Source organism: Streptomyces odontomachi (genome assembly GCF_024435355.1).
Classification (GTDB): Bacteria; Actinomycetota; Actinomycetes; order Streptomycetales; family Streptomycetaceae; genus Streptomyces; species Streptomyces odontomachi.
In genome coordinates this window covers 55,823-79,499 of the sequence record NZ_JAMJWG010000008.1, presented here as the reverse complement: position 1 = coordinate 79,499, position 23,677 = coordinate 55,823, and the positions used below count along the sequence as shown (strand labels likewise).

General features: G+C 72.3%; 18 protein-coding genes. 10 read left to right on the top strand and 8 right to left on the bottom strand.

Translation table 11 applies throughout. The annotated features are described in order from the left end of the window. Window positions 1–93 precede the first annotated feature (93 nt). Window positions 94–747, top strand: coding sequence for a PadR family transcriptional regulator (locus NQO67_RS18225; protein ID WP_255951099.1), 654 nt, complete (start codon window positions 94–96; stop codon window positions 745–747). A 173-nt stretch (window positions 748–920) separates the two neighbouring features. Further along, window positions 921–2,411, top strand: coding sequence for an MFS transporter (locus NQO67_RS18220; protein WP_255951098.1), 1,491 nt, complete (start codon window positions 921–923; stop codon window positions 2,409–2,411). 171 nt (window positions 2,412–2,582) lie between these two features. On the opposite strand, the gene NQO67_RS18215 is transcribed toward NQO67_RS18220, so the two are convergent. After that, window positions 2,583–3,725, bottom strand: a complete 1,143-nt coding sequence (locus NQO67_RS18215) for an FHA domain-containing protein (RefSeq protein ID WP_255951097.1) — start codon at window positions 3,723–3,725, stop codon at window positions 2,583–2,585. Window positions 3,726–3,850: 125 nt separating this feature from the next. On the opposite strand from NQO67_RS18215, the gene NQO67_RS18210 reads away from it, so the two are divergent. Genes NQO67_RS18210 through NQO67_RS18185 form a run of 6 tightly spaced genes read left to right on the top strand, consistent with a single transcriptional unit; the run spans window position 3,851 to window position 13,329 of the window. Next, on the top strand, window positions 3,851–4,822 hold the full coding sequence (locus NQO67_RS18210) for a hypothetical protein (RefSeq protein WP_255951096.1): 972 nt from the start codon (window positions 3,851–3,853) through the stop codon (window positions 4,820–4,822). A gap of 3 nt (window positions 4,823–4,825) precedes the next feature. Beyond that, window positions 4,826–6,202 (top strand): SpoIIE family protein phosphatase, encoded by a 1,377-nt coding sequence (locus tag NQO67_RS18205; RefSeq protein ID WP_255951095.1) that lies wholly within the window; start codon window positions 4,826–4,828, stop codon window positions 6,200–6,202. Further along, on the top strand, window positions 6,199–7,785 hold the full coding sequence (locus NQO67_RS18200; protein WP_255951094.1) for a VWA domain-containing protein: 1,587 nt from the start codon (window positions 6,199–6,201) through the stop codon (window positions 7,783–7,785). The genes NQO67_RS18205 and NQO67_RS18200 overlap by 4 nt, the downstream gene beginning before the upstream one ends. Further along, entirely contained in the window at window positions 7,782–8,804 is a 1,023-nt protein-coding gene (locus tag NQO67_RS18195) for a hypothetical protein (RefSeq protein WP_255951093.1), read from the top strand. Before NQO67_RS18200 ends, NQO67_RS18195 begins: the two co-directional genes overlap by 4 nt. Further along, window positions 8,801–9,871 carry a protein kinase family protein gene (locus tag NQO67_RS18190; RefSeq protein WP_255951092.1) on the top strand — a complete coding sequence of 357 codons (1,071 nt, stop codon included), beginning with the start codon at window positions 8,801–8,803 and terminating at the stop codon, window positions 9,869–9,871. Before NQO67_RS18195 ends, NQO67_RS18190 begins: the two co-directional genes overlap by 4 nt. Continuing rightward, entirely contained in the window at window positions 9,868–13,329 is a 3,462-nt protein-coding gene (locus tag NQO67_RS18185) for a thioesterase domain-containing protein (RefSeq protein ID WP_255951091.1), read from the top strand. The genes NQO67_RS18190 and NQO67_RS18185 overlap by 4 nt, the downstream gene beginning before the upstream one ends. Window positions 13,330–13,434: 105 nt before the next feature. Here the strand turns inward: NQO67_RS18185 and NQO67_RS18180 are convergent, their stop codons facing one another. From NQO67_RS18180 to NQO67_RS18170, 3 genes are all read right to left on the bottom strand, one after another. Continuing rightward, on the bottom strand, window positions 13,435–14,940 hold the full coding sequence (locus NQO67_RS18180; protein WP_255951090.1) for a cryptochrome/photolyase family protein: 1,506 nt from the start codon (window positions 14,938–14,940) through the stop codon (window positions 13,435–13,437). A gap of 180 nt (window positions 14,941–15,120) precedes the next feature. Further along, complete coding sequence (locus NQO67_RS18175) at window positions 15,121–16,995, bottom strand: glycoside hydrolase family 76 protein (RefSeq protein WP_255951089.1); 1,875 nt, start codon at window positions 16,993–16,995, stop codon at window positions 15,121–15,123. A gap of 127 nt (window positions 16,996–17,122) precedes the next feature. Continuing rightward, complete coding sequence (locus tag NQO67_RS18170; protein WP_255951088.1) at window positions 17,123–18,595, bottom strand: glycoside hydrolase family 76 protein; 1,473 nt, start codon at window positions 18,593–18,595, stop codon at window positions 17,123–17,125. A 452-nt stretch (window positions 18,596–19,047) separates the two neighbouring features. Between NQO67_RS18170 and NQO67_RS18165 the strand changes: the two genes are divergently transcribed. Next, window positions 19,048–19,269 carry a CbtB domain-containing protein gene (locus NQO67_RS18165; RefSeq protein WP_255951087.1) on the top strand — a complete coding sequence of 74 codons (222 nt, stop codon included), beginning with the start codon at window positions 19,048–19,050 and terminating at the stop codon, window positions 19,267–19,269. A 22-nt stretch (window positions 19,270–19,291) separates the two neighbouring features. Then, window positions 19,292–20,044, top strand: a complete 753-nt coding sequence (locus tag NQO67_RS18160) for a CbtA family protein (RefSeq protein ID WP_255951086.1) — start codon at window positions 19,292–19,294, stop codon at window positions 20,042–20,044. A gap of 105 nt (window positions 20,045–20,149) precedes the next feature. Here the strand turns inward: NQO67_RS18160 and NQO67_RS18155 are convergent, their stop codons facing one another. From NQO67_RS18155 to NQO67_RS18140, 4 genes are all read right to left on the bottom strand, one after another. Next, entirely contained in the window at window positions 20,150–21,442 is a 1,293-nt protein-coding gene (locus NQO67_RS18155; protein WP_255951085.1) for a discoidin domain-containing protein, read from the bottom strand. A gap of 73 nt (window positions 21,443–21,515) precedes the next feature. Next, window positions 21,516–22,286 carry a polysaccharide lyase family 7 protein gene (locus tag NQO67_RS18150; protein ID WP_255951084.1) on the bottom strand — a complete coding sequence of 257 codons (771 nt, stop codon included), beginning with the start codon at window positions 22,284–22,286 and terminating at the stop codon, window positions 21,516–21,518. A gap of 267 nt (window positions 22,287–22,553) precedes the next feature. After that, a complete protein-coding gene (locus NQO67_RS18145; RefSeq protein WP_255951083.1) occupies window positions 22,554–22,943 on the bottom strand; it encodes a methyltransferase domain-containing protein in 390 nt (129 codons plus the stop codon). Continuing rightward, window positions 22,933–23,670, bottom strand: coding sequence for a class I SAM-dependent methyltransferase (locus NQO67_RS18140; RefSeq protein ID WP_255951082.1), 738 nt, complete (start codon window positions 23,668–23,670; stop codon window positions 22,933–22,935). Before NQO67_RS18140 ends, NQO67_RS18145 begins: the two co-directional genes overlap by 11 nt. Window positions 23,671–23,677 lie beyond the last annotated feature (7 nt).

Below are 23,677 nucleotides of genomic sequence, written 5' to 3'. Positions count from 1 at the left end.
TCGGGGGATCGTCGGCGGGAGATCACGGTATCGTGCTTGCTCACCAATTTAGGTAAGACCATACATAGTGGGGAACCCCCGCAAGGAGGCGTAATGTCGTTGCGGCACGCGCTGCTCGCCCTGCTCGACGCCGGTGCGATGACCGGGTACGAGCTGGCGAAGCAGTTCGATGTCTCGGTCGCCTACCTCTGGCATGCGCCGCACTCGCAGATCTACCCGGAGCTGCGCCGGATGGAGAGCGGCGGACTCATCGAGGCGGAGTCGCTGCCCCGCGGCGAGCGCGGCACCAAGCGTGCCTACTCGCTGACCGAGGCGGGCGCCCGTGAGCTGGCCCGCTGGGTGGCGGAGCTGGAGACGGCGGCACCGGTGCGCGATCCGGCCTACCTGAAGGCGACGTACTTCGAGTACGGCTCGTTCGACGAGGCCCGCCGGCACTTCCGGGAGCACCGGAACCACCACCGGGCGATGATGCAGCACTGGCAGCAGCACATCTCCCGGCTCCAGCGCCGGGACACGCCGCTCATCCAGCGGCGGCTGGCCCAGGCGCCGCCGCAGACCCACGAGACGGTCGTCGCCTACAAGGTCCATGCCTACGAGGGCCTCGTGGAGCGTGCGCGCGCCGAGGTCGCCTGGGCCGAGCGCGGACTGAGCCTCGTCGACCGGCTGGAGCACAACAGCGCCAGACCGCGCGACGAGCCCACGACGCTGCCCCGGAAACTGGCGGACCAGGAGACGGCGAGCACATAGGTCCTGGAACGATCATGTAGGTCGGCAAGTACGTATGGGTTGACTGAAATGTGGTCGCCATGGTCGAGTGGCGCTCACCACGCTGCCCTCGGGAGGTCCCAGTGTCACCACGCGCGTCCCAGCCCGTACCGGCCCCTGCGGGGCCCGGTCGCCGTTCACCGCGGAGGTGACGCATGACCGCCTCGGCCGATGACATGCCGCGCCCGGTGGAGGGCGCGGCGGCCCCCGATCCCGCCGGCACATCCGCTGCCCCGGGGCCGGCCACCGCCGCAGCGGGCCGCGAGGTGAACGGCGCTGGCGCGGTGGTGATCCTGATCTACCTCGGCCTCAGCCTTCAGCTGCTCCAGGTCGGCATCATCCCGCTGCTCCCGGCGATCGGCACCGCGATCGGCACCGTGCCCGCGACCACGTCGTGGCTGGTCACCGGCAGCCTGCTGTCGGGCGCCGTGTTCCTCGCGGTGCTCTCCCGGCTCGCCGACCTGGTCGGCAAGAAGACCGTGGTGATCGTCTCGCTGTCGCTGGTGCTCGCCGGTTCGCTGATCGGCTGCTTCAGCACCGGCTTCGCCGGCCTGCTGCTCGCCCGTGTCCTGATGGGCGCGGTCCTGCCGATGCTCGCCCTGCCCGAGGCCATCGCCTCCGACACCATGGCACCGCAGCGGGCCCGCACCACGATCGGCGCCATCCACACCGGTACCGGTGCCGGCATCTCCGCCGGGCTGCTGCTCGGCGCGCTCGCCGCCACCGGGCACGCCTCCTGGCGCAGCTTCTTCGTGGTGGGCGCCGTCGCCTCCGCCGCCGGCCTGGTCGCGGTGATCGTCGGGATCCGGGACAGCGACGAGCGGGCATCGGGCGGTCTCGACATCACCGGCGCCGTGCTGCTCGCCGCCGGCCTGGTGGGCGTGCTGCTCGCCGTGACGGAGGGGCCCACCTGGGGCTGGGGCTCGCCGGGTGTCCTGGCCGCCGCGCTGCTCGGCGTCGCCGTCCTCGTCGGCTGGTTCCTCCAGCAGCGGGTGGCCACCCATCCCCTCATCAGCGTCCGCCACCTCACCAACCCCGCGGTCCGGCTGCCCTACGCGATCACCTTCCTGGCCGCGCTCGGCATCTACAGCGCCCTGTCGGCCATCACCCGGCTCGCCCAGACCCCGAAGGCCACCGGCGCCGGCTACGGATGGTCACCCGTCCAGGTGGCCTGGTACGCGCTGCCGCAACTACTCGGCTCCGTCCTCGCCTTCTTCGTCATCCGGCACCTGGTCAACCGCGGGCGCCATGTGGCGGCGCTGGCCGTCGGCACGGGCCTGCTCGTGGTGAGCTTCGCCCTCTACGGACCGCTGGTGGCACACGCCGGCGCCACCATGGCCGCGCTCCTGATCGACTCCATGGGGTTGGCCATCACCCTCGCCGTCACCCAGATCGTCATCCTGCGCAGCGTCCCCAAGGCCGAATCGGGCATCGCCGTCGGCCTGTCGGTGGTGCTCTACGCCATCGGCAACTCGGTCGGCAGCGCCATCGTCGCGTCCTTCTTCTCGGCCCACACCGTCGCGGCGACGGACATCCCGTCCCTCGGGGCCTACCAGCTGTCGCTCCTCGTCACCGGGGTGGCGGCGCTGCTGGCACTGGGGCTGTGCGTGCCGCTGGCACGCCGGGTGCGGGGCGACGCGGGGTGAACCGGCCCTAGGGGGTGTCTGACAAATGAGCGCGGGAGAAGGAGCGTCGTCTGGTGCGTGCGATCGCAAGGCGCCGAAGCGCCCTCGTGGCGGAGTCACGTGGGCGTTTCGGCAACGCGGCGAGCGTGCGTGCCAGACGACGCGACGCCGCGGGCATTTGTCAGACACCCCCTAGTACATCCGCGTCTCCGCCGCCGAAGCCTCATCCGGTGGCGGCGTGCCGCGTTGCCACTGCTGGGCCAGTTCCGTGGGGAAGCGGCGTCCGCTGCGGGTCAGCAGGATGCCCTCCGCCAGTTGCAGCTCGTCACCGGCGTGGAAGTCGCGCCAGGTGCCCTTGGCCAGCTCGCGCCAGGGCCCGGGGCCCGTCTTGCCGGCAGTGGGGCGCCAGCGGGTGCCGAAGCTGCTCACGTCCGTCACGCGCACCACACCGCCGGAGACCCTGATCTCCACGTGCGCCCGGCTGACCCGGGTGGCCGACCGGGCGGGGAGCAGGTCGTGCAGGGCGATTCCGCCGGGCCCGGGGGCGCGGCCGATCCGCACCGTGGACTCGTCCTCCAGCGTGAAGCGGGCCGCGACCCGGTCGGCGATCATCAGCTTGACCTGTGCCGTGCCGATGCGCGGCCCGTCGTTGATCAGCTTGAGGCCGTGCTGTTCGCACGTCGGCTCGCCGCGGCGCATCCGGGGCAGCATCGCGTAGGCGCCCTTGCGGGAGTCGTAGAGGGTGCAACGCGGCTCGGGACAGCGCCAGTTGCGCCGCACGATCTCGGAGCGCGGCCTGCGCTGCGGCCCGAGGAGGCCCTGCTTCTTCAGTACCGACTCCTCCTTCTTCCGGGAGATCTGCACCGCGCTCGCCACCCCCATGTCGAGGGGGACCAGCCGGACCGTGCCGCCAGGTCCTGGCATCGGTTCCAGGAAGTCGTCCGTGTTGCCCTGGAGGAAGGGGTACTCGTCGCGTGCGTCGCGGTAGCGGTCGCCCGAGATGACCGGGATCCCGGTCATCTCGCACAGCTCCAGGACGCGTTCGTCGGCGTCGCCGAGCTCCTCGACCAGGCCCTGCCGCACCCACTTCGCGAGCATGCGCAGGTCCGCCGGATCGGTGAACTCGCGGCGTCCGCCGGCCCGCAGGCTGCGGTCGGCCACCAGATACAGCTTCACGTCGGGATCGCGGGCGAGTTCGGCCGCCGCGTCGACGACCAGGGCCAGGCGGCGCAGGGAGCGCAGTCCGGGCTCGCCCAGGTCCTGCCGGCGCACGACGTTCGAGAGGTCGACGAGGAAACAGGCCTCCTCGAAGTCCGCTGTCAGATGCTTCTCCAAGGTGTTCTGCTCCCTCGACAGATCTCCCAGGCTGCTGACCTGACGTCATGGTAATAACTCAGTAGGGCAGTAGTGTTGACGAACCGGAGACGTTGGGGGGCGTTGTGTCCGAGTGGGGTTCGTTCATGGACGAGGAGCCGTCCGCAGGGCAGGACGCGGCGGCCCCGCCCGCCCGCCCGGCCGACGACGAGTGGGGCAGCTTCGCCGCGGAGCCCGCCCGCGCCCCCCGCGCCCCCCGCGACACCCCCTCCGCACCCGGCGCGGACGGCGGCGGCTCCGACTGGGGCAGCTTCGCCGGCGCCGGGACCCCTGCTCCGGCGCCCGGTGCGGGAGTGCCGGTTCCTTCGTCCGAGGTGGTCGCGTCGCTGCTGACGGTCGGCGAGACCCTGTGGGCCCAGGTCGACGGCGCGACGGCGGTGCTCGGATCCGGATGCACCGTCACCGTCGAGTACGACGGCGCGCCCGACGGCTTCAGCGGCTGGCGTCCGGTCACCGTCGTCGACCCGGCCCGGCTCATCGTGCGCCCCGTGCCGCTGGCACTCGGCGAACCGTCGGTGGGCGCCGCCCTCTCCGTCGCCGAACTCTATGCCGACACCGAGCCGCTGGACGCCGGCGAGCCCCGCAGGGCCAGGCCGTTCCCGGTCGGTGAAGGGCCTGACGTGGAAGGCATGCTGCACCGCGCCGTGGCGGAGGAGCGCGAGCGGGCCCGGGCGGACGCCGCAGCCGCGGCCCGCCGGGCGGAGGAGGAACTCGCCGCCGCACGACGGGCGCTGGTCCAGCAGACCGAGGCGGCCGAGCAGCGCGCCGCGGCCCGCGAGCACCGGGCGCAGGAGGCGGTGCTGCGCGCCGAGGAGAGCGCCGAGCAGCGGGTCGCCGCCGCGCAGGCCGAGGCGCAGCGGCAGGTGACCGTGGCGCGCGACGAGGTCGCGCAGGCCGTGCAGCACTGGCAGTTCCGCGCCCAGCACGCCGAGGGCGAACGGGCCCGCCTGGCCGAGGAGCTGACCCGCGCCCAGCGCACGGCGGCGCAGCGCCTCGTGCTGGTGGGCGCGGTGGTCGTGATCGCGATCGCGCTGATCTTCGTACTCAAGGGGGCGTGAGCCATGGAGCCCACGGTGGGCGGCGCCGGCGGGGGAACGGGGCAGGAGGACGGCCGGCAGGTCCGGGAACCCGAGTTCGAGGCCGTCGCCGTGCCCGAGATCGTGGTGCGGTGGAACCAGGAACTGGCGCCGACCCTGCGGGAGAGCGTCCTGCGCTACGGCAGCCTCGAGCGCACCGAGCTGCTCGCGGCGCTGCCCGCGCTGTGGCGCCAGGTGGACTTCGCGCTGGAGCGGGTCGGCCCCGGCTGCCTGGCGACCGAGTCGGTACGCCACGACGCGTACGAGGGCTGGCAGGTGGCCGCACTGCCCCGCTACGACTTCGACGGCGGCATCCGGCCCCGCGACCGGCGCGACGTCACACCGCCCCCGAGGGACCGGCGCGTCCTGGTGCAGGCGTTGGTGGACGCGGTCGCGGAGCGGCCCTGCCTGGACCTGCGGGACGCCCTGCGCATGCTCGACGTGTTCGCCGGGACCTTCCCGCCGGGCCTCGACGCGGTCTGCCACCGGCTGCTCGGCCACGAGCTGCGGCAGGGCGTGACGGCGGGCATGGCCCCGCTGCACGAGGCCCTGGGCCGCCGTGCCATGGCCCGGATCTCGGCCACCTGCTACCGCGAGAGCGCCGTGGGCTCCCGCAAGGCCAAGGGCGACCCGCACACGGACAACGAGGACGCGGCCGGCGCCCTGCGCGGCGCGTCCGGCAGCGTGCGGTGCGCCGTGTTCGACGGGGTGACGGGCGACGGCGACGGGTCCGGTGCGACCGCTTCCCGCGCGGCGCTCGACCAGGCCGAGCGCGGCTGGCGAACGGACGAGGACCGGCCCCCGCAGCAGCTGGTGGACGAGCTGGACGCGGCCGTCGGCCGGGCCACCGACACGGGCAGCGCCGCCGCCGTGCTGGCGACCGTGCACCCGGACGGCACGGCGGCCCTGGTGTCCGTGGGTGACGCGGAGGCCTGGCTGGTACGGCCGCTGCGCTCGGCCGGGCAGGACGGCCGCACGGGGCGTGACGTGCCCTACGCGGCCTGGAAGCTGACTCCCGCCCACACCGGTTACGCCGAGCAGCTGCGGGTCACCCCGCACGCCGAGGGCGAGGGTTCGGCGCTGGTGAACTTCCTCGGCAACGGCCCCGGCCACTGGTCCTCCAGCACGGTCGAGCTCGCCCCCGGGGATCTGCTGCTGCTCGCCTCGGACGGTGCGACGGAGCCGGAGCGCGACCGGTGGTTCGGTGCCGTGCTCGCCGAGCTGGCCGCGCAGCTGGAGGCGTCGGGGCGTCCCGTGGCGCCCGCGCTCGCCGCCGCCCTCGTGCAGCGTGCGGAGGCCCTGGGCGGCTGGGACAACGCCACGGCGGTGGTGTGTGCAATCGGAGAGGCGAAGGACGCATGACTGAGGACATCCACATCCGATCCGACCGTCCGGAAGTCCATCTCGGCGACGAGTTCTTCCTCTCCGTGGCCATGCGGGTACTGCGCCGCGCCGACCGGGTCGGGGAGGGCATCGCCTACGTCCTGGCCGTCGACGACAGCTGGTCGATGGAGATCAAGGCCGACTCCCACACGGACGAGTTCGCCGATCCGGACAACCCGCGGGACACCAGCCGCAAGGACGTCGCGGAGACCGGGGTCCGCGAGCTGCTGGCCGCGCTGCCCCCGCACGCCCACGTCGAAGTGATCACCTTCGCCCAGCGGGCCGGCCTCCGTTTCTCCGGCGCGGTCGGCGAACTCCGCCGCAAGGGCCGGTGGAACGGCAACGTCGAGACCGAGCGGGGTTGGACCAACATCGAAGACGCCCTGCGGCGGGCGTACAGCGAGCTGGGGCGGCAGCGGGCCGCCTCCCGCCGGGTCGTGCTGCTCAGCGACGGGCTGCCCAACTTCGGGGAGACCGACCCGCACCAGCTCGCCCGGATCGCCCGGGACGCGAGCGCGCGCGGGCTGCACACCGATGTCATCGGCATCGGCGCGGGTGCCGACTACGGCCTCCTGGAGGGGCTCGCCCCGACCGGGATGACGGCGCACGTGTCCTCCCGTGCCACCGCGGCCGAGAAGATGAAGGAGATCACCGCGAGTTTCGCGGCCTTCGGCAGGGACGTGGCCGCGGGCAGCGCCGAGCTGTCCCTGGAGATCAGCCCGCACTTCCAGGTGGTCGACGTCTACCAGCTCGACCCGGTGCGCCGACGGCTCGACGGCGTGGTCTCCGACGGCGGCGGCCGGCGTCCGGGCAAGGTCCGCCTCAGCCTCGGCGCGGTCGGTACCGGGGACGCCGGCCAGCTGCGTTACGTGCTGAAGATGCGGGCGCCCGACCGGGCCAGCAACGGGCAGCTGGTCGTGGCCAAGGCGAGCGGGCGGATCGGCTCGGGGCCGGACGCGCGGGAGCTGGCGACCGCGAAGGTCGAGGTGTGCACGGTGGACAACCCCCACGCGCAGATCCTGCACCTGGAGTACGGCCGTGAGATCGCCGCCGCCGAGCTGGAACGGGAGATCAACGACAGGGTGGCCACCGCCGGCTCGGCACGCGAGCAGGAGCTGATCTACGAGGAGGGCCTGGAGCGGGCCCGGCAGATCCCGGACCCGGTCCTCGTGGACGCGTTCCTCCAGGCCGCCGGCGGCCTGCGGGACGGAATGCAGCCGAAGGACGTGGCGAACGAGTCCCGCGCCACCTCCAGTCGCAGCTCCACGCGGAGCAAACCGGAGTGGTTCCAGGACATCCGGGTGGAGATGCCGGACGAGATCCGGCAACGCCGCCGTCAGCAGAGCCTGGACGACGACGATGACGACGACGAGCCGTACGGCGGGGCGTACCCGGGCGGCGGGTCGTACGGCACCGGGGGGTCGTACGGCACCGGCGACCACGGTGCGTCCGGCGGGGATCCGTACCGCAGCGACGCCTACCGCGGTGGCTCCGACACCGTCGAGCACGGCGTCGCCGACGCTCCCACCGAGCCGCCCTCGCCCGGGCAAGGGTGGTCATGACCGTTCCGAACGTGATCATCGACGCGTCGAACGTGGCCGCGACCAGGCAGACTCCATGGTCCTTCGCGCGGGTCGTCGACGTGCGGGACGCCTGGCTGCGGGAGTACCCCCGCGCCGACGCCATCGCGGTCCTGGACGCGACGGTCCGGCCCTTCCTGACCGACCAGGGCCTCGTCGCGCAGGCCGAACGCGCCCAGTGGTTGCAGGTCCACCAGGGGGACGCCGACGACCGGATCCTCTCCCTGGCGCAGCTGTACGGCGCGGCCATCGTCTCCGGCGACAACTTCCGCTACGCCCGCCGGGAGCACCCCTGGTTGCAGGGCAACGGCTCGCGGGTGTGGAGCGTGCGCAGGATTCGCGGGCGGGTCATCCTCAGCCTGCGCCAGCTCGGGGTGGCCACCGACGCGGAGATCGAGCGGGACCGTCTGAAGAAGCTCAAGAAGGCGGGCCTGCTGCGCACCGACTCGGAGAGACGGTTCCGGCACACCTCCGACACGACCGGCTGCGTCCATGCCAGCGAGGAACTGACGGCCCGGCAGGTGAGCGAGCAGGGCTCCCGCTGGTACTGCCGCACCTGCTACTTCGACGTGACCGAGATCCTGGTGGAACCACCGCTGCCGCAGGTGTCCGACACCGGGCCGATCCGGGTGATCGTCCAGCACGGCCCCAAGGTCCGGGACGCGCTCACCGTGCCCGCCGAGGGCCTCACCCTGGGCCGCGGCTCGGCCAGCCGCCCGGGCGTCACGGACGTCACCGCGGGTCTCGGGGCGAACGACACCGCCCAGATCTCCCGCGTCCATGTCCGGGTCTTCCTCGACGACGACGGAAAACCGCTGGTCGAGCACGTGCCGAAGCCGGACCAGAACGCCTCGTTCCTCAACCCGGAACTGGACTTCGACGGCCGCCCGAGAAGCTCCCGGCTGGCCACCGGAACCCCGTACGCGCTGGAGGACGGCGACGAGCTCCACCTCGGCCCTGGCACCGTTCGGCTACGGATCAGTTTCGGGAGTGACGGGTGAGCGCGTTCCAACCGCAGTGGGTCGAGGCCGACAGCCCTGACGAGCGGGGCTCGCCGCGCAAGGCCTGGGTGCCCGCCGAGTACGGGGTGGACGGGCGGTTCGCCACCCGCAGGGTCCTCTCCCGGGGCGGCCAGGGCTACGTCGTGCTGGCCGAGGACCGCTGGTCGGGCGGCGACGTCGTCATCAAGGGCATGTGGTGGCCCGAGACGACGCTCGACGACCCCCGCACCGTCCGTGCCACCCTCTCCGACCACAAACAGCAGCGCGACCAGGGGCTGCGGGCCGCCTGGCAGGCGGCCCAGCTCACCCAGCAGTGCCCGGTCGTGATCAGCGTGGAGACGCAGCCTTCGCCGTCGCTGCTCGCCGCCGGCCGCCTCCCGGACCCGGACAACGAGAGCTTCCTCGTCCAGCAGTTCATCGGGCAGCGCGGCGGCACGTCGCTCACCCTGCAACAGGACATCGACGCCCGGGCCCGGGAGAACCGCCGGTACACCGAGGACGAACTCCTCGACCTCGCCGAACAGCTGTGCAACACGCTCGCGGCCCTGCACGCCGACCGGTACATCGACAAGAAGTCGTCCAAGGGCTGGATCCACGCCGACATCAAGCCGGAGAACATCCTGGTACTGGGCCCGCCGGCCCGGTACGTGCTGATCGACTACGACGCGGCCGTGCAGATCGGCGGACGGATCGGCTTCACCACACGGGCCTACGCGCCGCCGTCCGCCGACGGATCGGACGAGCCAAGCGAGAAGGCCTCGGCGGCCGAGCGGTTCGACATCTACATGCTCGGCGCCACCCTCGCGCACGCCGCCGGCCTCGAACGCCTCAAGGACCAGCAGTACCGGCAGCTCTACGCGGACGACCCCAAGGAGAGCGCGCCCGCCCGCAAGTACCTCACCTCGCTCGGGTACGGGCCGGTGCTGACCGGTGCCCTCATCACCAGCCTGTCGTCGTGGCGGTTCCGGCTCTCCACCGTCGACCGCGTCCGCATCGACCTGGCCCGGGCGCGCAGTGCCACCGTCCTACAGTCCGTGCTCCGCTCGCTGGGAGGCGCGTCCCGATGACCGGCTACACGACCCAGGGGATCCTGGTCCGGATCCCCGGCCGCTCCGGTCGCGTCTGGGAACCGCGCGCGCTGCAACTGCGCCCCGGGCACCTGCGCTCCTCGGGCGCAGCCGAGGTACGCGCCACCCGCCTGGTCAAGGACAAGGACGCCGACGTCTACGGCGCGCTGCGCATCTTCCCCACCCGCAAGCAGCGCGGCCGGGCCGTCGCCCTCCTGAGGTCCGGCAGCCCCGTCACGCCCGCGCTCCTCGACATCGTCGACCACCCCCGCCTGCCGCCCGCCCTGGTCACCGCATGGTCGCCGGGCAACTCCTTCGTGCCGCTGCACGCCCTGCGCGACCGCGACGACCTCGACGCGATGCTGGTCGCCGGGCACCGCTGGACGCCGGCCAGCGCGCTGCACACCCTGGTGCCGCTCGGCCGGGCGCTGGACGACATGGCGCGTGAGGGCTTCGTGCCGATCGAGCTGTCCCCGGACCACCTGGTGGTCAACTCGGGCTCGCTGGTCCTGGTCGGACTCGGCCGGCACGGCTACATCCCCTCCGAGGGCCGCATGCCGGGTGCCCAGGGGATGTCCCTGCCGAGTGCGCTGCTGCTCGGCGGTGACGTGCCGCTGGCGGGCAGCGGCGAGCAGACCGCGGCGCAGTGGCGCGAGGTCCAGGTCCGCGCCCTGACCCGGCTGGCCGGCTGGATGGCCGGCGGGCTGCCGCCCGCGGCCTGGGGAGTGGTGGACGGCCCGACCGATCTCTACGCCTATCTGAAGGCGGCCGGTTTCCAGCACGTTCCGGTGCTGCGGCCCGGACACCTCGCCGACACCCTCGCCGGGGCGGCCAGGGAGGAGGAACGGGAACGCGCCCGCACCGACTTCGCCGAGGCGGAGGCCCTGCTGGTCTACGACGACACGGCGCAGGTCGGCGGCGGCGAACGGCTCGACATCAACCCCGAGGCGCTGCGCCTGGGCCTGCTCCACGAGCACGGGCCGAAGGTGATCGCCCTGGCCGCCTTCGACCAGCGACGGCTCAGCAGCCGCAGCGCGACCCTGCTGTCCGGCGCCGGCTGGGTGCTGGTGCGGCCCCAGGAACTGGGGGCCCTGGTCGGCCGGGCCGCAACGACCGCCCCCGACGCCCGGCTGGTGGTGGCGGGCCGGATGGGCGCCGGCACCCTGCGCCAGCTCCAGCGGGTGAGCGGCTCCCGGGTCGAACAGGTCGACTGGAACGACCTGTCCGGGGTCGCACCGAAGATCGCCGGCGTGCCCGCCGACCAGTTGCCGTTCGTGACCGACCGGGACATGGACGCGTACTCCGAGCAGATCCTGGACGGCAAGGGCGGCCAGGCGATGCGGCGGCGCACCTTCGCCGGCGGTTGGACGCTGCGCTTCGGCGACGCCGACCGCACCATGCGGCCCCGGGAACGCGCGATGCTGCTGGACCGGATGGCCGACTGCTTCGGCACCAACACCGAACTGCTGGTGGCGGTGCGCTCCCGGCAGAACGCGCCCGGCCTGCGCAAGCAGACCCGGCTGCTCGACGAGGCCGGGATGCGCCGACTGGTGACCGCCCTGTCGGGCGTCCCCCGGTCCGTCTTCCGGGACTGCCTCCTGTCGGCGCTGCTGGGTCCGGCGGAGGAGGACCTGTACGACGAGGCGGCCCGCCGGCTGCTGCCGGTGGCCGGCCGGCTCGCGGTCGACTTCGACCCGCACCGGGCGGTCGGCGCGGACGGTCTCTCGATGGACGACGCCCTGCGGGAGCGGGCCGGCATCCGCCGCGTCGGTCTCTACGGGCGGCTGTGCACGGCCGTCTCCGAGGTCGCGCCCGCCCGGCTCGCGGCCGCGATCGTGGGCATGGACGACGACCTCGTCTCGCTGCTCGCGCAGATCCCGGCACCCAGCCTCCAGTTCCTCGCCGGACGGCTGGAGGATCCGGAGCTGCTCGCACTGCTCCGGCCCCATCTCCAGGGCGACGACCTGGACCTGCTGGCGCGCTACACGCCCGACATGTGGCGGCGGCTGCTGGACGGGCTGCGCCAGCCCGAGCACCTGAGCCTGCTCGGCCTCGGCTGGGTGCAGATCGTCGACCAGGACACCGCCGGGGCCGTCGACGCCCGAGTGCTGCTCCAGATCGCCGCCGACGCGCAGGTACCCGGGCATGACGCGGTACGCGCGCTGCTCGGCACGGCGCCCGACGACTGGCCGGTGATCTGCGCCCACCACGGGCTCGCCGCGCGCTGGCTGGCCGAACAGGGCGACCTGGCCATCGCGGAGGTCGTCAGATGCTTCCCCGACACCGAGGCCGCCCTGGCCGACCTGGGTACCGGCGGCTTGCAGTACGCCCTTGAACTCGGCCTGAACCAGCGTGCGATGAGCCTGCTCAAGGGGTACGCCGACGGGACCGGGCGCTCCCTGTCCGATGTCCGGGCGGCCTTCCAGGAGCGCGGCTACGAACGCTCGGAGCAGACCGAGCCGCTGGGCACCGAGGCCGCCGTGGCCTGGTCGCGCTGGCAGCTGGAGCGCGGCCGGGCGCTCGACTGGGTCGTCGGCAACGTCGTGGAACGCCCCGCGAAGATCCGCGACTGGGCGGTGAACGGGCCGCGTCTTGCGCATCGGGTCGGAGCCGCCGTCATCGGCCCGGGTGCCGCCCCGGACACCGCCGGCACGCTGGCCGCCGACCCCGCCCTGCTGCCCCTGCTGGCCACGCTGGGCAGCCCGGAACAGCGCACGGCCCTGCTGCGCCTCCACGCCGTCGAGCCCGAGGGCACGCTCGATCCCCGTGCGCGGCGCGAACTCCCGTTGATCCTGGCCGCGTCCGACCCCCCACAGGCGCTGCGCACCCTGCTGCGGGAAGGGCTCGGCGTGGTGGCCCAGCAGTTCGCCGACCGGTTCCGCATCAGCCCCGAGCAGCGCCGCATGCTGGCCGAGCTGACCCCGCTCACCCGGGAGCTGGCGACCCGTTCCTTGCAGGCCGTGCTCTCCGTGGGCGCGCGGTACGGGCCACGGGCCGCGGTCACCGCGGCCGTGGTCGAGCAGCGGCTGCCCGGCACGGCCGAGGCACTGACCGTCTGGGGCCCGCGCTGGCTGCCGCTGCTCGCCGGCGGGTCAGGCCCGCGGGTGCTGCGCCTGCTGGTGGAGCAGCGTGAGAAGCACGGCACGCACGCGGGCCGGCTCACCCCGTGGCTGCTGGCGGCGGGCGAGGACGGGCTGACGCTGGTCGAACGCTTCGGCTCCGACGCGCTGGACCTGGTCCTGGCCACCGACGCCGCGCCGGCGGAGGCCAGGCTGCTGGGCGAACTGCTGATGCTGCCGGGGTCGGGGGCCCCGCTGTACCGCCTGGTCACCGACCATGGCGTGCCCCCGGAGAGCTGGCCACGCGCGGGCCGCCTGCTGGCGCGCGGGGAGCCGGCGGAACGCGTGCTCCTGCGACTGTGGAGCAGCGGCACACCCGCCGCGGGCGGGCGGTCGTGAACCGGCAGCGACGCCGCAGCGACCGCCCCCGGCGCGGCGCGCTCGCCCGCCGCACGACACCGCGGCGCCCCGAACCGGCACCGTCGAGCTGAGCAGCGCGCCCGCTCACGGCGGCCCGGTCCGCCCCTTCTGCTCTTCGAGCAGGTCGTCGAGGTCGGCGAGCCGGTCGAGGCCCAGGACCGCACGGGCCATGCGGGGGTTGCCGGCCAGGCGGTGGCGGTGCCGGTGCAGGAAGGCCCAGTAGCCCGCCGTGTACGGGCAGGCCGCCTCGCCGGTGCGCCGGTCGGGTCGGTAGGCGCAGGGGCCGCAGAAGTCGCTCATGCGGTGGATGTAGGCACCGCCGGACGCGTAGGGCTTGGTGACCATCCGTCCGCCGTCGGCGTACTGGGACATGCCGACGACGTTCGGCAGCATCACCCAGTCGTAGCCGTCGACGAAGCAGCGGTGGAACCAGTCCGTGACCGCCGCCGGGTCCCAGCCCTGCTGGAGGCAGTGGTTGCCGAGCACCATGAGCCGCGGGATGTGATGGGTCCAGCCGCGGTCGCGCACCTGTGCCAGGACGCTCGCCAGGCAGCGTGCCGTGACGGCGTCCGCGTCCAGGTCGAGGAACCAGTCGGGCAGCGCACGGCGGTGCCCCAGCGCGTTGCTGCTCCGGTACTCCTCGCCGAAGTGCCAGTACAGCTGCCACACGTACTCGCGCCAGCCGGCGATCTGCCGGACGAACCCCTCGACACTGGGCAACGGCGCGGCGCCCGACCGCCAGGCCTGTTCGGCGCGGGTCAGGCATTCGAACGGATCGAGCAGGCCCAGGTTGAGCGAGGCGGACAGCAGGCTGTGGCTCATCACCGGGTCGTCGGCCAGCATGGCGTCCTCGGGCGGGCCGAAGTCGGCGAGCCGGTGGGTGAGGAAGCGGCGCAGTGCGGCCAGCGCCTCGCGCCGGGACGCGGGGAACGTCCGGGGACCGTCGCGGCCGACGAACCGCACGTCGCCGTCGCGTTCCCAGCGGTCCAGGTCATGCCGCACCTCGGCGTCGATGGCGTCCTCGCGGGGCCGGTAGGGCGCCGGGACGCCGAGGGTGCGGCTGCCCTTGGGCGGTGGCTCGCGGTTGTCGTGGTCGAAGTTCCACCGGCCGCCCACCGGGTCGTCGCCGTCCATGAGCAGCTCGTGCTCGCGGCGCACCCGCCGGTAGAACGCCTCCTGGAGGAGCCGTCCGCCGTCGTGCTCGGCACGCCAGGCACGGAACTCGTCCTGGGGAACGAGGAAGCCGCGTGCCGGCAGCACGGTGACCTGGTCCAGCGCCCGCACCAGGCCGAGTGCCGCACGGGAGGTCGGATGGTGCACCGTCACGGGGCGGCGTCCGACCGCCGTGCGGAGCCCCTCCCGGTAGGTGTCGGCCCGCACGTAGCGGACCCGGTCGCCCAGCTCGGCCGCCCGGTGGCGCATCGCGGACAGCACCAGGTGCGCCTTGGCCCGGTGGAAGCGGCGCCGGCGGAAGACGGCCCGTGACTCGATCATGACGAGGGGCGTGCCGCGGTCGGGTCCCTGCGGGCCGGGGGTGAGGAAGTGCGGGCCCAGCTGGTCGCCGAAGAGCCAGTGCGCGGGTTTCTCCATCGGTGCGCCTCGTCTGTGCCTCGTCTGCCCCGCCGTGACAGCACAGTACGCCGGGCCGGCGCCGGTCCCGTCGGTGTGACACGCGCAGGACGCCGGATCACGGGGTCCGTGCCGGCCGGCCCCGGTGGTGGGCCGGCCGGCGGGCGCCGTGCGGGTGGTGCAGCGGTACGGCGGGTGCGGTCACTTCGACGGAGCGGTGCCGCGCAGGCTCGCCTCCGCCGCGGTGAACGCCTCCAGGGCGCTGGCCTGGGTGCGCCAGTCCGTCGGGTTCGGGCTGCCGCCGGCCCACCGCACGCCGAGGCGGTTGAGGGGGTCCCGGTCCGTGCTCCAGATCGAGTCGGCCTGCTTCGTGACGTAGGCGCGGTAGGTGGACGATCCGGTGGCGGCGGCGAGGTCGCCGAAGTGGCGCAGGAAGATGCCCTTGAACTGCTTCTGGTTGTCGTCGCACGTGCTGGTGCCGGTGTCGCAGCTCTCCGTCAGCACGCCGTTCTGCGTCAGCTGCGGCGCCGACATCGCGGCGTCGGCCAGCCGCTTCGCGGTGTCCAGGTAACGGCTGTCACCCGTGGTGCGCCACAGCTGGGTGAAGGCGCCGATCGCCAGGCCCTGGTTGTAGCTCCACACCGTCTGCCCGTTGTTGCCGCAGCCGGCGGTCAGACCGTCGTTGACCAGCCCGGATGAGTTGATCAGACCGCTGTTCAGGTACCAGTTCGCCGCCGTCGTCGCCCGCTCGCCCCACACCGTGTCGCCGGAGATCCGCTGGTGCAGTGCGGTCGTCAGCCACAGGTACAGGCCGTTGGTCACGGCGTTCTTGTAGGTGCGCTCACGGTCCCACCAGACGCCGCCGCCACAGGTGCCGGTGTCCCAGTAGTCGTGGATGTAGCCGGTGATGGTGACCGCCTCGTCCAGGTAGCGCTGGTCGTGCGTGTAGTCGTAGGCGGCCACCCAGGCGGTGGCCCACCAGCCCGCGTCGTCGATGGCACGGCTGATGAAGTGGCCCTCCACCGGGTCCGAACTGCGTCCGCCGGCGGGGAAGACGCCGTCGTTCTCGTCGAAGGTGCGCGCGATCACCCAGTCGTAGTCGTGCCGTCCGGTGCGCTGCGCGAAGTCGATGACCGAGGTGAGCGCGACGGCCGAGTTCCACCAGCTGCTGCGCCACCAGCCCTCGTACGGCTGGTACGCCGCCATCAGCGCATCCGCCGCGGCACGCGCCCGGGTCGGGGCCGGCCGCGCCCAGGCCGTGCAACTGCCCTCCTGGTGACTCGCCTCGCGGCCGCACGCCCGCACCGCCCCGCCGAAGAGCAGACCCTGCGGGTCCCGGGTGGCGAACAACGCCGTCCGGGTGCCGGTCGCCCCGGAGGCCACGCTGGTGCGGCCCAGCGAGGAGCCCTCGGGCCAGCTGGCGCCCTCGTCCCAGGAGCGGTCGAGCCAGATCTCGTCGCCCGCCCCGCCGTTCTCGATGACGCCCCAGGCCGTGCCGTTCTGCTGGTCCATGTGCAGGCTGATGGTGCGCCCGTACAGGGTGGTCGACGGCACCGGACGGTCGTCGCCGGCCGCGGTGGCGGGGTCGGCGCCGTCGCAGGACGTGCCGTCGCAGACGGTCGGGCGGTACCAGTCGGTGCAGGTGACACCGGCGGCGTCGCCGCAGGCCCGGAGCCAGCCGCGGCGGTGTCCGACCGGGTCGGTGATGTTGTACATCAGCGTCCGCGTGCCGGTCCACGTGCTGGGCACGGTGGCCTTGCCGAGCACCTCTTCCCAGGTCGCGCCGCGGTCCCAGGACCGGTCCAGCCAGACCGCGTCGCCGGGCACACCGGCGTCGATGCTCGCCCACGCCATGTCGTCGGGCGTGGAGACGTGCAGCCGCAGCACCCGGCCGTTGATGTTCCGGTCCGCCACCGGGAACGTCTCCGCACGCGCCTGGGACGGGTCGAGGGTGTCGCACGCCAGCGCGCAGACCGCCGTCGCGGCCCGGGACGGAGTGGGGAGGGCGACCAGGCCGGCCAGCGCGAGGAGCAGGGCCAGGAGCCCGCCGAGGACGCGGTGTGTCCGTACTGCCATGACATGTCCGCCTTTACATGGGGCCGTGCGGGGGTGGGGGAGGGGCGGTGGTGGGAGAGGGGGGCGGTGGCGCGCGGGCGGTACGAAAGGCCCGGCGCGTGCGGGGGGACACGCGCCGGGCGCGTGGTCAGGGAGCCGCGTTGAGCAGGTCCAGTGCGCTCTGCTGGCGTGCCGCGTCCACCTTGTCCAGCGGGCCGTACCAGCGCAGCCCGTACTGGTCGAGCGGGTTCCGGTCGCTTCCGTACGCGCGGTCCGCCTGGCGTTGCAGATAGCCGCTGTAGGGATGGTCGGAGAGCGCCGCGTTGAGCTTGCCCAGGCCGCGCACGTGCGCGCCCTTGAACGACGGGCCGTCGCCGCCGCAGTCGCCGTCCTCGCAGGGATCGCGCAGGATGCCGTCGGAGGTGTTGAGCGACGAGGAGGAGGTCGCCGCGTCCGCGATCTGCCGCGCCGAGGTGAGCAGCCCGCTGTCACCGGTCGCCTTGTAGAGCTCGGTGAGGCCGCCGAGCAGCACGCCCTGGTTGTACGACCAGACCGTGCCGTTGTTGTTGCGGCAGCTGGACAGGTCGATGCCGTCGTTGACCAGGTGCGAGGAGTTGACCATGCCGGTGCCCTGGAACCAGGACCAGTCGGCGCGCGCCCGGTCCAGGTAGGTCGTGTCGCCGGAGATCCGGTTGTGCAGCGCGGCGTTGAGCTGGATGTACAGGGAGTTGGCGATGGCGTTCTTGTAGGTCTTCGCCGTGCTCCACCACACTCCGCCGCCGCACGTGCCGTCCCAGTAGGAGGCCATGTAGTCGGCGTCCGCGCGTGCCGTGCTCAGGTAGCGGCTGTCACCGGTCACGTCGTAGGCGGCGACCCAGGCCAGGCCCCACCAGCCGGTGTCGTCGATGTAGTCGTTGCGGAACTGGCCGCCCTGCGCGTTCAGGTTCTGCTCGTAGGTGCGGGCGATGGCGTACGTGTAACTGCCCATGCCCGTCACGCGGATGTTGTCGATGACGGCCGTCAGGGCGTTCGCCGAGTTCCACCAGCCGGTCGTGTCGAACAGGCCGGTCCCGTTGTTGTAGAGCGTCATCAGACCGGTGGCCGCGGCGGTGCGGCGGTTGCCCGCGTTCCAGGTGGTGCGGGCCCACGGGGTGCAGGCGATCTCGTCGCGGTCGCCGGCCTTGCCGCAGGCGCGCAGGGCGCCGACGCCGTGGTTGTTCCAGTCGTCCACGTTGTACATAAGCGTGCGCCAGCCCCGCTGCCCCGAGGGCACCGTGGTGTCGCCGAGTTTGCTGCCCGAACTCCAGGTGCGGCCACCGTCGAAGGACCGGTCGAGCCAGACCTCGTCACCGGCGTTGCCGTTCTCGATGGAGGCCCAGCCCATCGCGGCGCCGTCGTCGAAGTGGAGCGCGATCGACCGGCTGTAGATCGTCGTCGTGACCGGTGCGCGGTCGCCCGAGGAGAGGGCGGGATCGCGGGCGTCGCAGTAGGTGTTGCAGACGGTCGCCGCCGTGGCGGTACCGGCGGCGGATGCGGGGTGCGTGACGGTGGCGGCGCACAGCGCGAGCGCGAGCGTTGCGACCAGCCGCCGGACGGCACGGCGTCTCGGTACGGGAGCCATGAGGCCCTCCCTGCCTGGACCACGGCCTCGGACCTGCCGTCGCCGGCCGGCACCAGGTGCCCCGCAGGGGGCCGGTCTCCGGTGGGACGGTGGGACCCGAGGTGCTGGGGGGAATGGGGGGTGAGAGCGCTCTCGCACGGTAGCGTCGGGGGGAGGGGGCGTCAACGGGGCGGGTGACGAAGCGGGTTCGGGCGGATCAGGGCGGCGGGCCTTCGGACGTCGTACCGTCCACCGAGAGGAAGATCACGCCAGCCGGACACGGTCTTGGCCGGGCCCACGCCACGCGGTACGGTCGGTGGGATATCGACGACGGCGAGACGGAAGCCGGTGGGAATCCGGCACGGTCGCGCCACTGTATGCGGGACGCCCTTTCAGGCGCCGCGCGAGTCAGACCCGTGGCCGTCGCAATGCACCACCGAGATGGGACGCGAGATCCCTTAGGAGGCCCCGCCATGGCGCAGCACGTCGCCGAGTCGACCGCCACCACGCCTGCCGTTCCCGCCAAGCTGCCGCTCAAGGAGATAGCTCCCTGGGCGGTCTTCTTCGGCGTCCTGATGCTGGTCCTGCTGTACTTCGTCGGTGCCGAGCAGGGTGCCACCTCCGTGTTCAGCGGCACCGACGTCCACGAGTGGGTGCACGACGCCCGTCACCTGCTCGGCTTCCCCTGCCACTGAGGGCAAGGGGCGCCGCACCGCCATGAACTCCGCAAGAGTCAGAAACCTCCTCGTGCGGGGCATGCTGGCCGGCCTCACGGCCGGCCTGCTCGCCCTCGTCGCCGCCTACTTCCTCGGTGAGCCGAACGTCGACCGCGCGATCGGCTTCGAGGACGCCCACTCCCACGAGCACGAGATGGAAGTGGTCTCCCGCTCCCTCCAGTCCACCGCCGGCCTCGCCACGGGTGTCCTGGTCTACGGGGTCGCCTTCGGAGGCATCGCCGCGCTCGCGTACTGCTTCGCGCTGGGCCGGGTGGGCCGCTTCGGTCCCCGGGCGACCGCGCTGCTGCTGTCCGGCTGCGGGCTGCTGGCCGTCTACGTGGTCCCGTTCCTGAAGTACCCGGCCAATCCGCCGTCGGTCGGCGAGCCCGACACCATCGGCAAGCGGACGAGCCTGTACTTCCTGATGATGGTGCTCAGCCTGCTCCTGACGATCGCCGCCACCCTCCTGGGCAAGCGTCTCGCGCCCCGCCTGGGCACCTGGTGGGCGACCGTCGTCGCGGTGATCGGCTTCGTCGTGGTCATCGGCCTGGCCTACGCGTTCCTGCCGGCCGTCAACGAGGTGCCGAAGGACTTCCCTGCCACCTTGCTGTGGCGCTTCCGGCTGTCCGCACTGGGCATCCAGGGCGTCCTATGGGGCGCCTTCGGTCTGCTCTTCGGGGAGCTGGCGGAGCGGCAGCTGAACCCAGGCCCGGCGACGGCCCGGTCCGGGGGGACGGTGGGGGCCTCGACCTGACCGCTTTCCCGTTCCCGTACGGATGGTGCCACGGGCGTCGGCGGCGAGTGGCCGGTAGCCGACGCCCGCGGCTTCGCAGTCCGGGCTTCCCGATCCGGGTTGCTGTCAGGCAGGCCCCGGGCCCGAGGTGACCGTCATGCCGACCGACTCGTAGTCCGCACCGACCTCGTTGTCGCTGTAGAACCGCACGCCGGTCGAGGCGTCGGTGACCTCCATGACCTTGTCCGAGGAGCCCACGAAGGAGTTGCGGGTGATGGCCACATCGTCCGGCCCGTCCAGCTTGATGGCCTGGTTCCAGCTGTCGCCGATCCTGTTGTCCGCGACGATCCAGTTCTTCATGCCGTCGGTGTCGCCGCCCGAGTTCCCGCCGCGGCCGTAGTCCTCGGCCATCAGGAACTGGTGGATGCTGGGAACGCCGTTGTCGCGGTCCGGGTTCGCCGGGCCGACGGCCTCGTTGCCGCGGATCTGCACGTCGTCACTGGCGGTGGGGTGCGAGCTTGACACCCAGGTCTGGATGAAGTCGGTGTGGCTGTCGCCCGGGTCGCCGGTCACGAAGTCGATGGCCGTGTTGTAAAGGATCTTGGTGTCGTCACCGAAGAACGTGATGGCGTTCAGGTCGCCGGGGCCTTGGACGCCCTTGATGTCGTTGTTCTGGATGGTGACGTTGGTGTTGTTGTCCGAGTAGATGCCGTACTGCTGCTCGGCGTCCACCCGGCAGTTCTGTACCACCACGTTGTCGGCCTTGATCACCACGCCGCCGCGGATGGTGTTGCCCTGGCAGTCGTAGACCTTGGGCGCGGTCGCGGTGCCACCGGAGTCGATCGTGTACTCGCTGTCCTGATCCGGCACCAGGATCGCGCCGGGCGGAGTCGCCACACCGCCGACGCCGGGAGTCTGCGTGGTCGGCGGCGGACCGTCGGAGGGTCCGGACACGGTCGCCTCGGTGATGCTGGTCCACTCGGACGAGTCGGAGGAGGAGTTGCCGTGCCCGACGACCCGCACGTAGCGGGCCGGGCCGTCGGCGAAGTCGTACGTCTCCGGGCTGCTCGTGGTGCCGCTGCTGGTCGCCCCGGACAGCACGGTCGACCACTCCGAGCCGTCCTGGGACAGCTGGACGTCGAACGTCGACCGCCGGTCGTCCCCGTCGTACCAGGCCAGCGACAGGGAGCCGACGGTGGTGACCGAGCCCAGGTCGAAGCGGATCCAGACACCGTCACCGGCCCCGGACCACCGGGTGGACAGGTCGCCGTCGATCGCGTTGGCCGGACCGTTGCCGTCGTCGGAGCTGGCCGTCGCCGCGGTGATCGTCAGCGTCGCCGCCGTTGCCGATGGGCCGAGCAGTGCCACCGAGCCGAGCGTCGCGCACGCGCACAGCGCGGCGGTAAGAATGCGTCTCACTGGTACACCTTTCGTCATGTCGTACACGTCCCCTTGGGGGGAAGCCTTTGGGGGAGGGCAGCCGTCTCGGCGGCTACGCGTGCGTCACGTCGAGTTTGTAGATGTGCACCTCGCCGTAGTTGGAGTCGCTGCACGGGGCGGACTTGTCGCAGTTGGCCTGGGTGTAGGCACCCGCCTTGAAGTAGTTGCCGCCGCCGGTGTGCGCGATGGTCGCCTCCAGCGTGCCGTTGTAATACACCTTGATCTGGCCATCACTGACGACGAACTTGCCCTCGTAGACGGTGTTCAGGGCGTAGGAGTCGGTGACGAGCCTGTAGTGCGAGTCGTCGCCCTTGGTGACGTAGAGGTTGCTGCCCTCAAGACGGAAGACCGTGACGTCGTCGGAGTCGTCGTGTATCTGGGCCCCGACGACCTCCGACTTGTCGTTGGGGAGGTGCTTGAAGGCCTCGCGGAAGACCATGGTGTGAGTGCCGGAGGTGGCCGACCAGCTCGCGTTGGAGCTGCCGTTGTCCGCCATCTCGCGCAGTTCCGAGCGGGGGTAGCTGGAACCGGAGGTGGTGACGCCGTTCACCGCGGCTCGGAACTGCACGCCGGTGCAGGCCGGGTTGACCGTGAACCAGGGGTCGACGGCGTACGTGCTCAGCGCCGGCTGCTTGATCTCGGTCGGCGAGCCGGACGAGCCGGTGGGCAGGGTCTCCTTCCAGTCGGTCAGGTCAAGCTGCTGGGCCGGATAGTCGCAGTCCCCGGCACGCGTCCTCGCCTCGGCTCCCGCGGGAGCGGTGAGGGCACCCAGCGCCGCGGTGGTCGCGAGCGCGGCGATGCCGACCGTACGGATGCGTCTCATGCTGAGGTACACCTTCCTGTCGCGTTTCTCGTCACTGGCCACGAGGAGGGGCGCGTCCCCGCGCGGCGGATGGTGCCCCGACCGGTCCGGGACCAGTCCCGGCGTCGGCCTGAACCGGCCGTCTCGCCGAGACACCCACACCGCCGCAGAACGTACTCGAGTGCCCACGGCCCTCACGGTTGGCGTGATGAGGGCCGGTCACTCGGGGTCTTGGAGTCAGGACGGGACTGTGCCCCGGCAGGTTGCGAGGTCCATAGGCCTCACCAGCTACGCCACACAGGTGGCCACGACGGCGTCGTACTCGGCCCCTTCCTGATGCCCTTGGAGGCCATCGCCGGTCACCATCAGGGAGGGAAGGGTCGAGGACGACGTGGGGTTTCCGACCAGCGCAACGGTGGCGTCTACGGCATCGGTGCCGTCCACCTGGGTCACCCAGGTGGTGTCGGAGTAGACCAGGCGCAGCCACTCGTCCTGGCGGAGCTCCGCGCGGCGTACGGGGTCCCAGCTGGGTCCGTTGGGCGGGTAGAGCGCCGTGTCGAGAAAGAGTTCCCGGGGGACGGCTTCGATGGCGGCGCGCCATGCCGGGTCGGTCAGGGGTGCGCCGTCAAGGATCTGGTCGGCGAGGGCACGGCGCAGTGCGGCGGTGTCAGCGGTCATACCGTTGTCCCTGGGCGGCGCCCGTAAAGATGGCAGTCCGGGGCTGCTCACTGTCGCGGACGGCCCTGATCAGAAGGGTGCCCATCGTGCGCTTGTCGTCTTCGGGGGCAGGGAGCACCGTCGCCGTCACATCAACAAATCCGTATTCCTTGAGGAGAGCACACCAGGTGTCGGGTTCGTAGTCCCAGCGTTTGACGATTGCGGGGTCTTCGTCGGGACCGCGTGAGATGTAGGACGCCTGGCAGCCGTAGCAGCCTTCCACCGGAGGGCGCTGGGACTGGGCGAAGACACCGCCGGGACGAAGGTGGGCGTGGACAGCCGGGAGCATCAGGCCCGGGTCACAGAACCAGGCGGCGCCGAACACGCTGTAGATCGCATCGAAGGTCGTGTGCGTCCCTGCGAGATAGCCGAGGGCGTCGCCCTGGTGAAGCTCCATGTCCGGTGCATCGGCCCACCGGTCGCGGGCCTTCCGGAGCTGCTTGGCAGAGAGGTCCACCCCCGTCACCTCCATGCCGAGAGCGACGAGATGGGCCGCGTTCCCGCCGGACCCGCATCCGAGGTCCAGCACTGTTTCTCCAGGCTTGAGAGGGAGCACTTCGGCTCCGGGGCCGTGGTCGGCGTACTGGGTCCAGTTGAACCAGGTCTTCTCGCCCCGGCTGTTCGTCTGCCGCCGCTGCGGCTTCGTGACGGAGTACGCATCCCATGCCGAGCCTTCGGTCTCTGACACGTCTCGG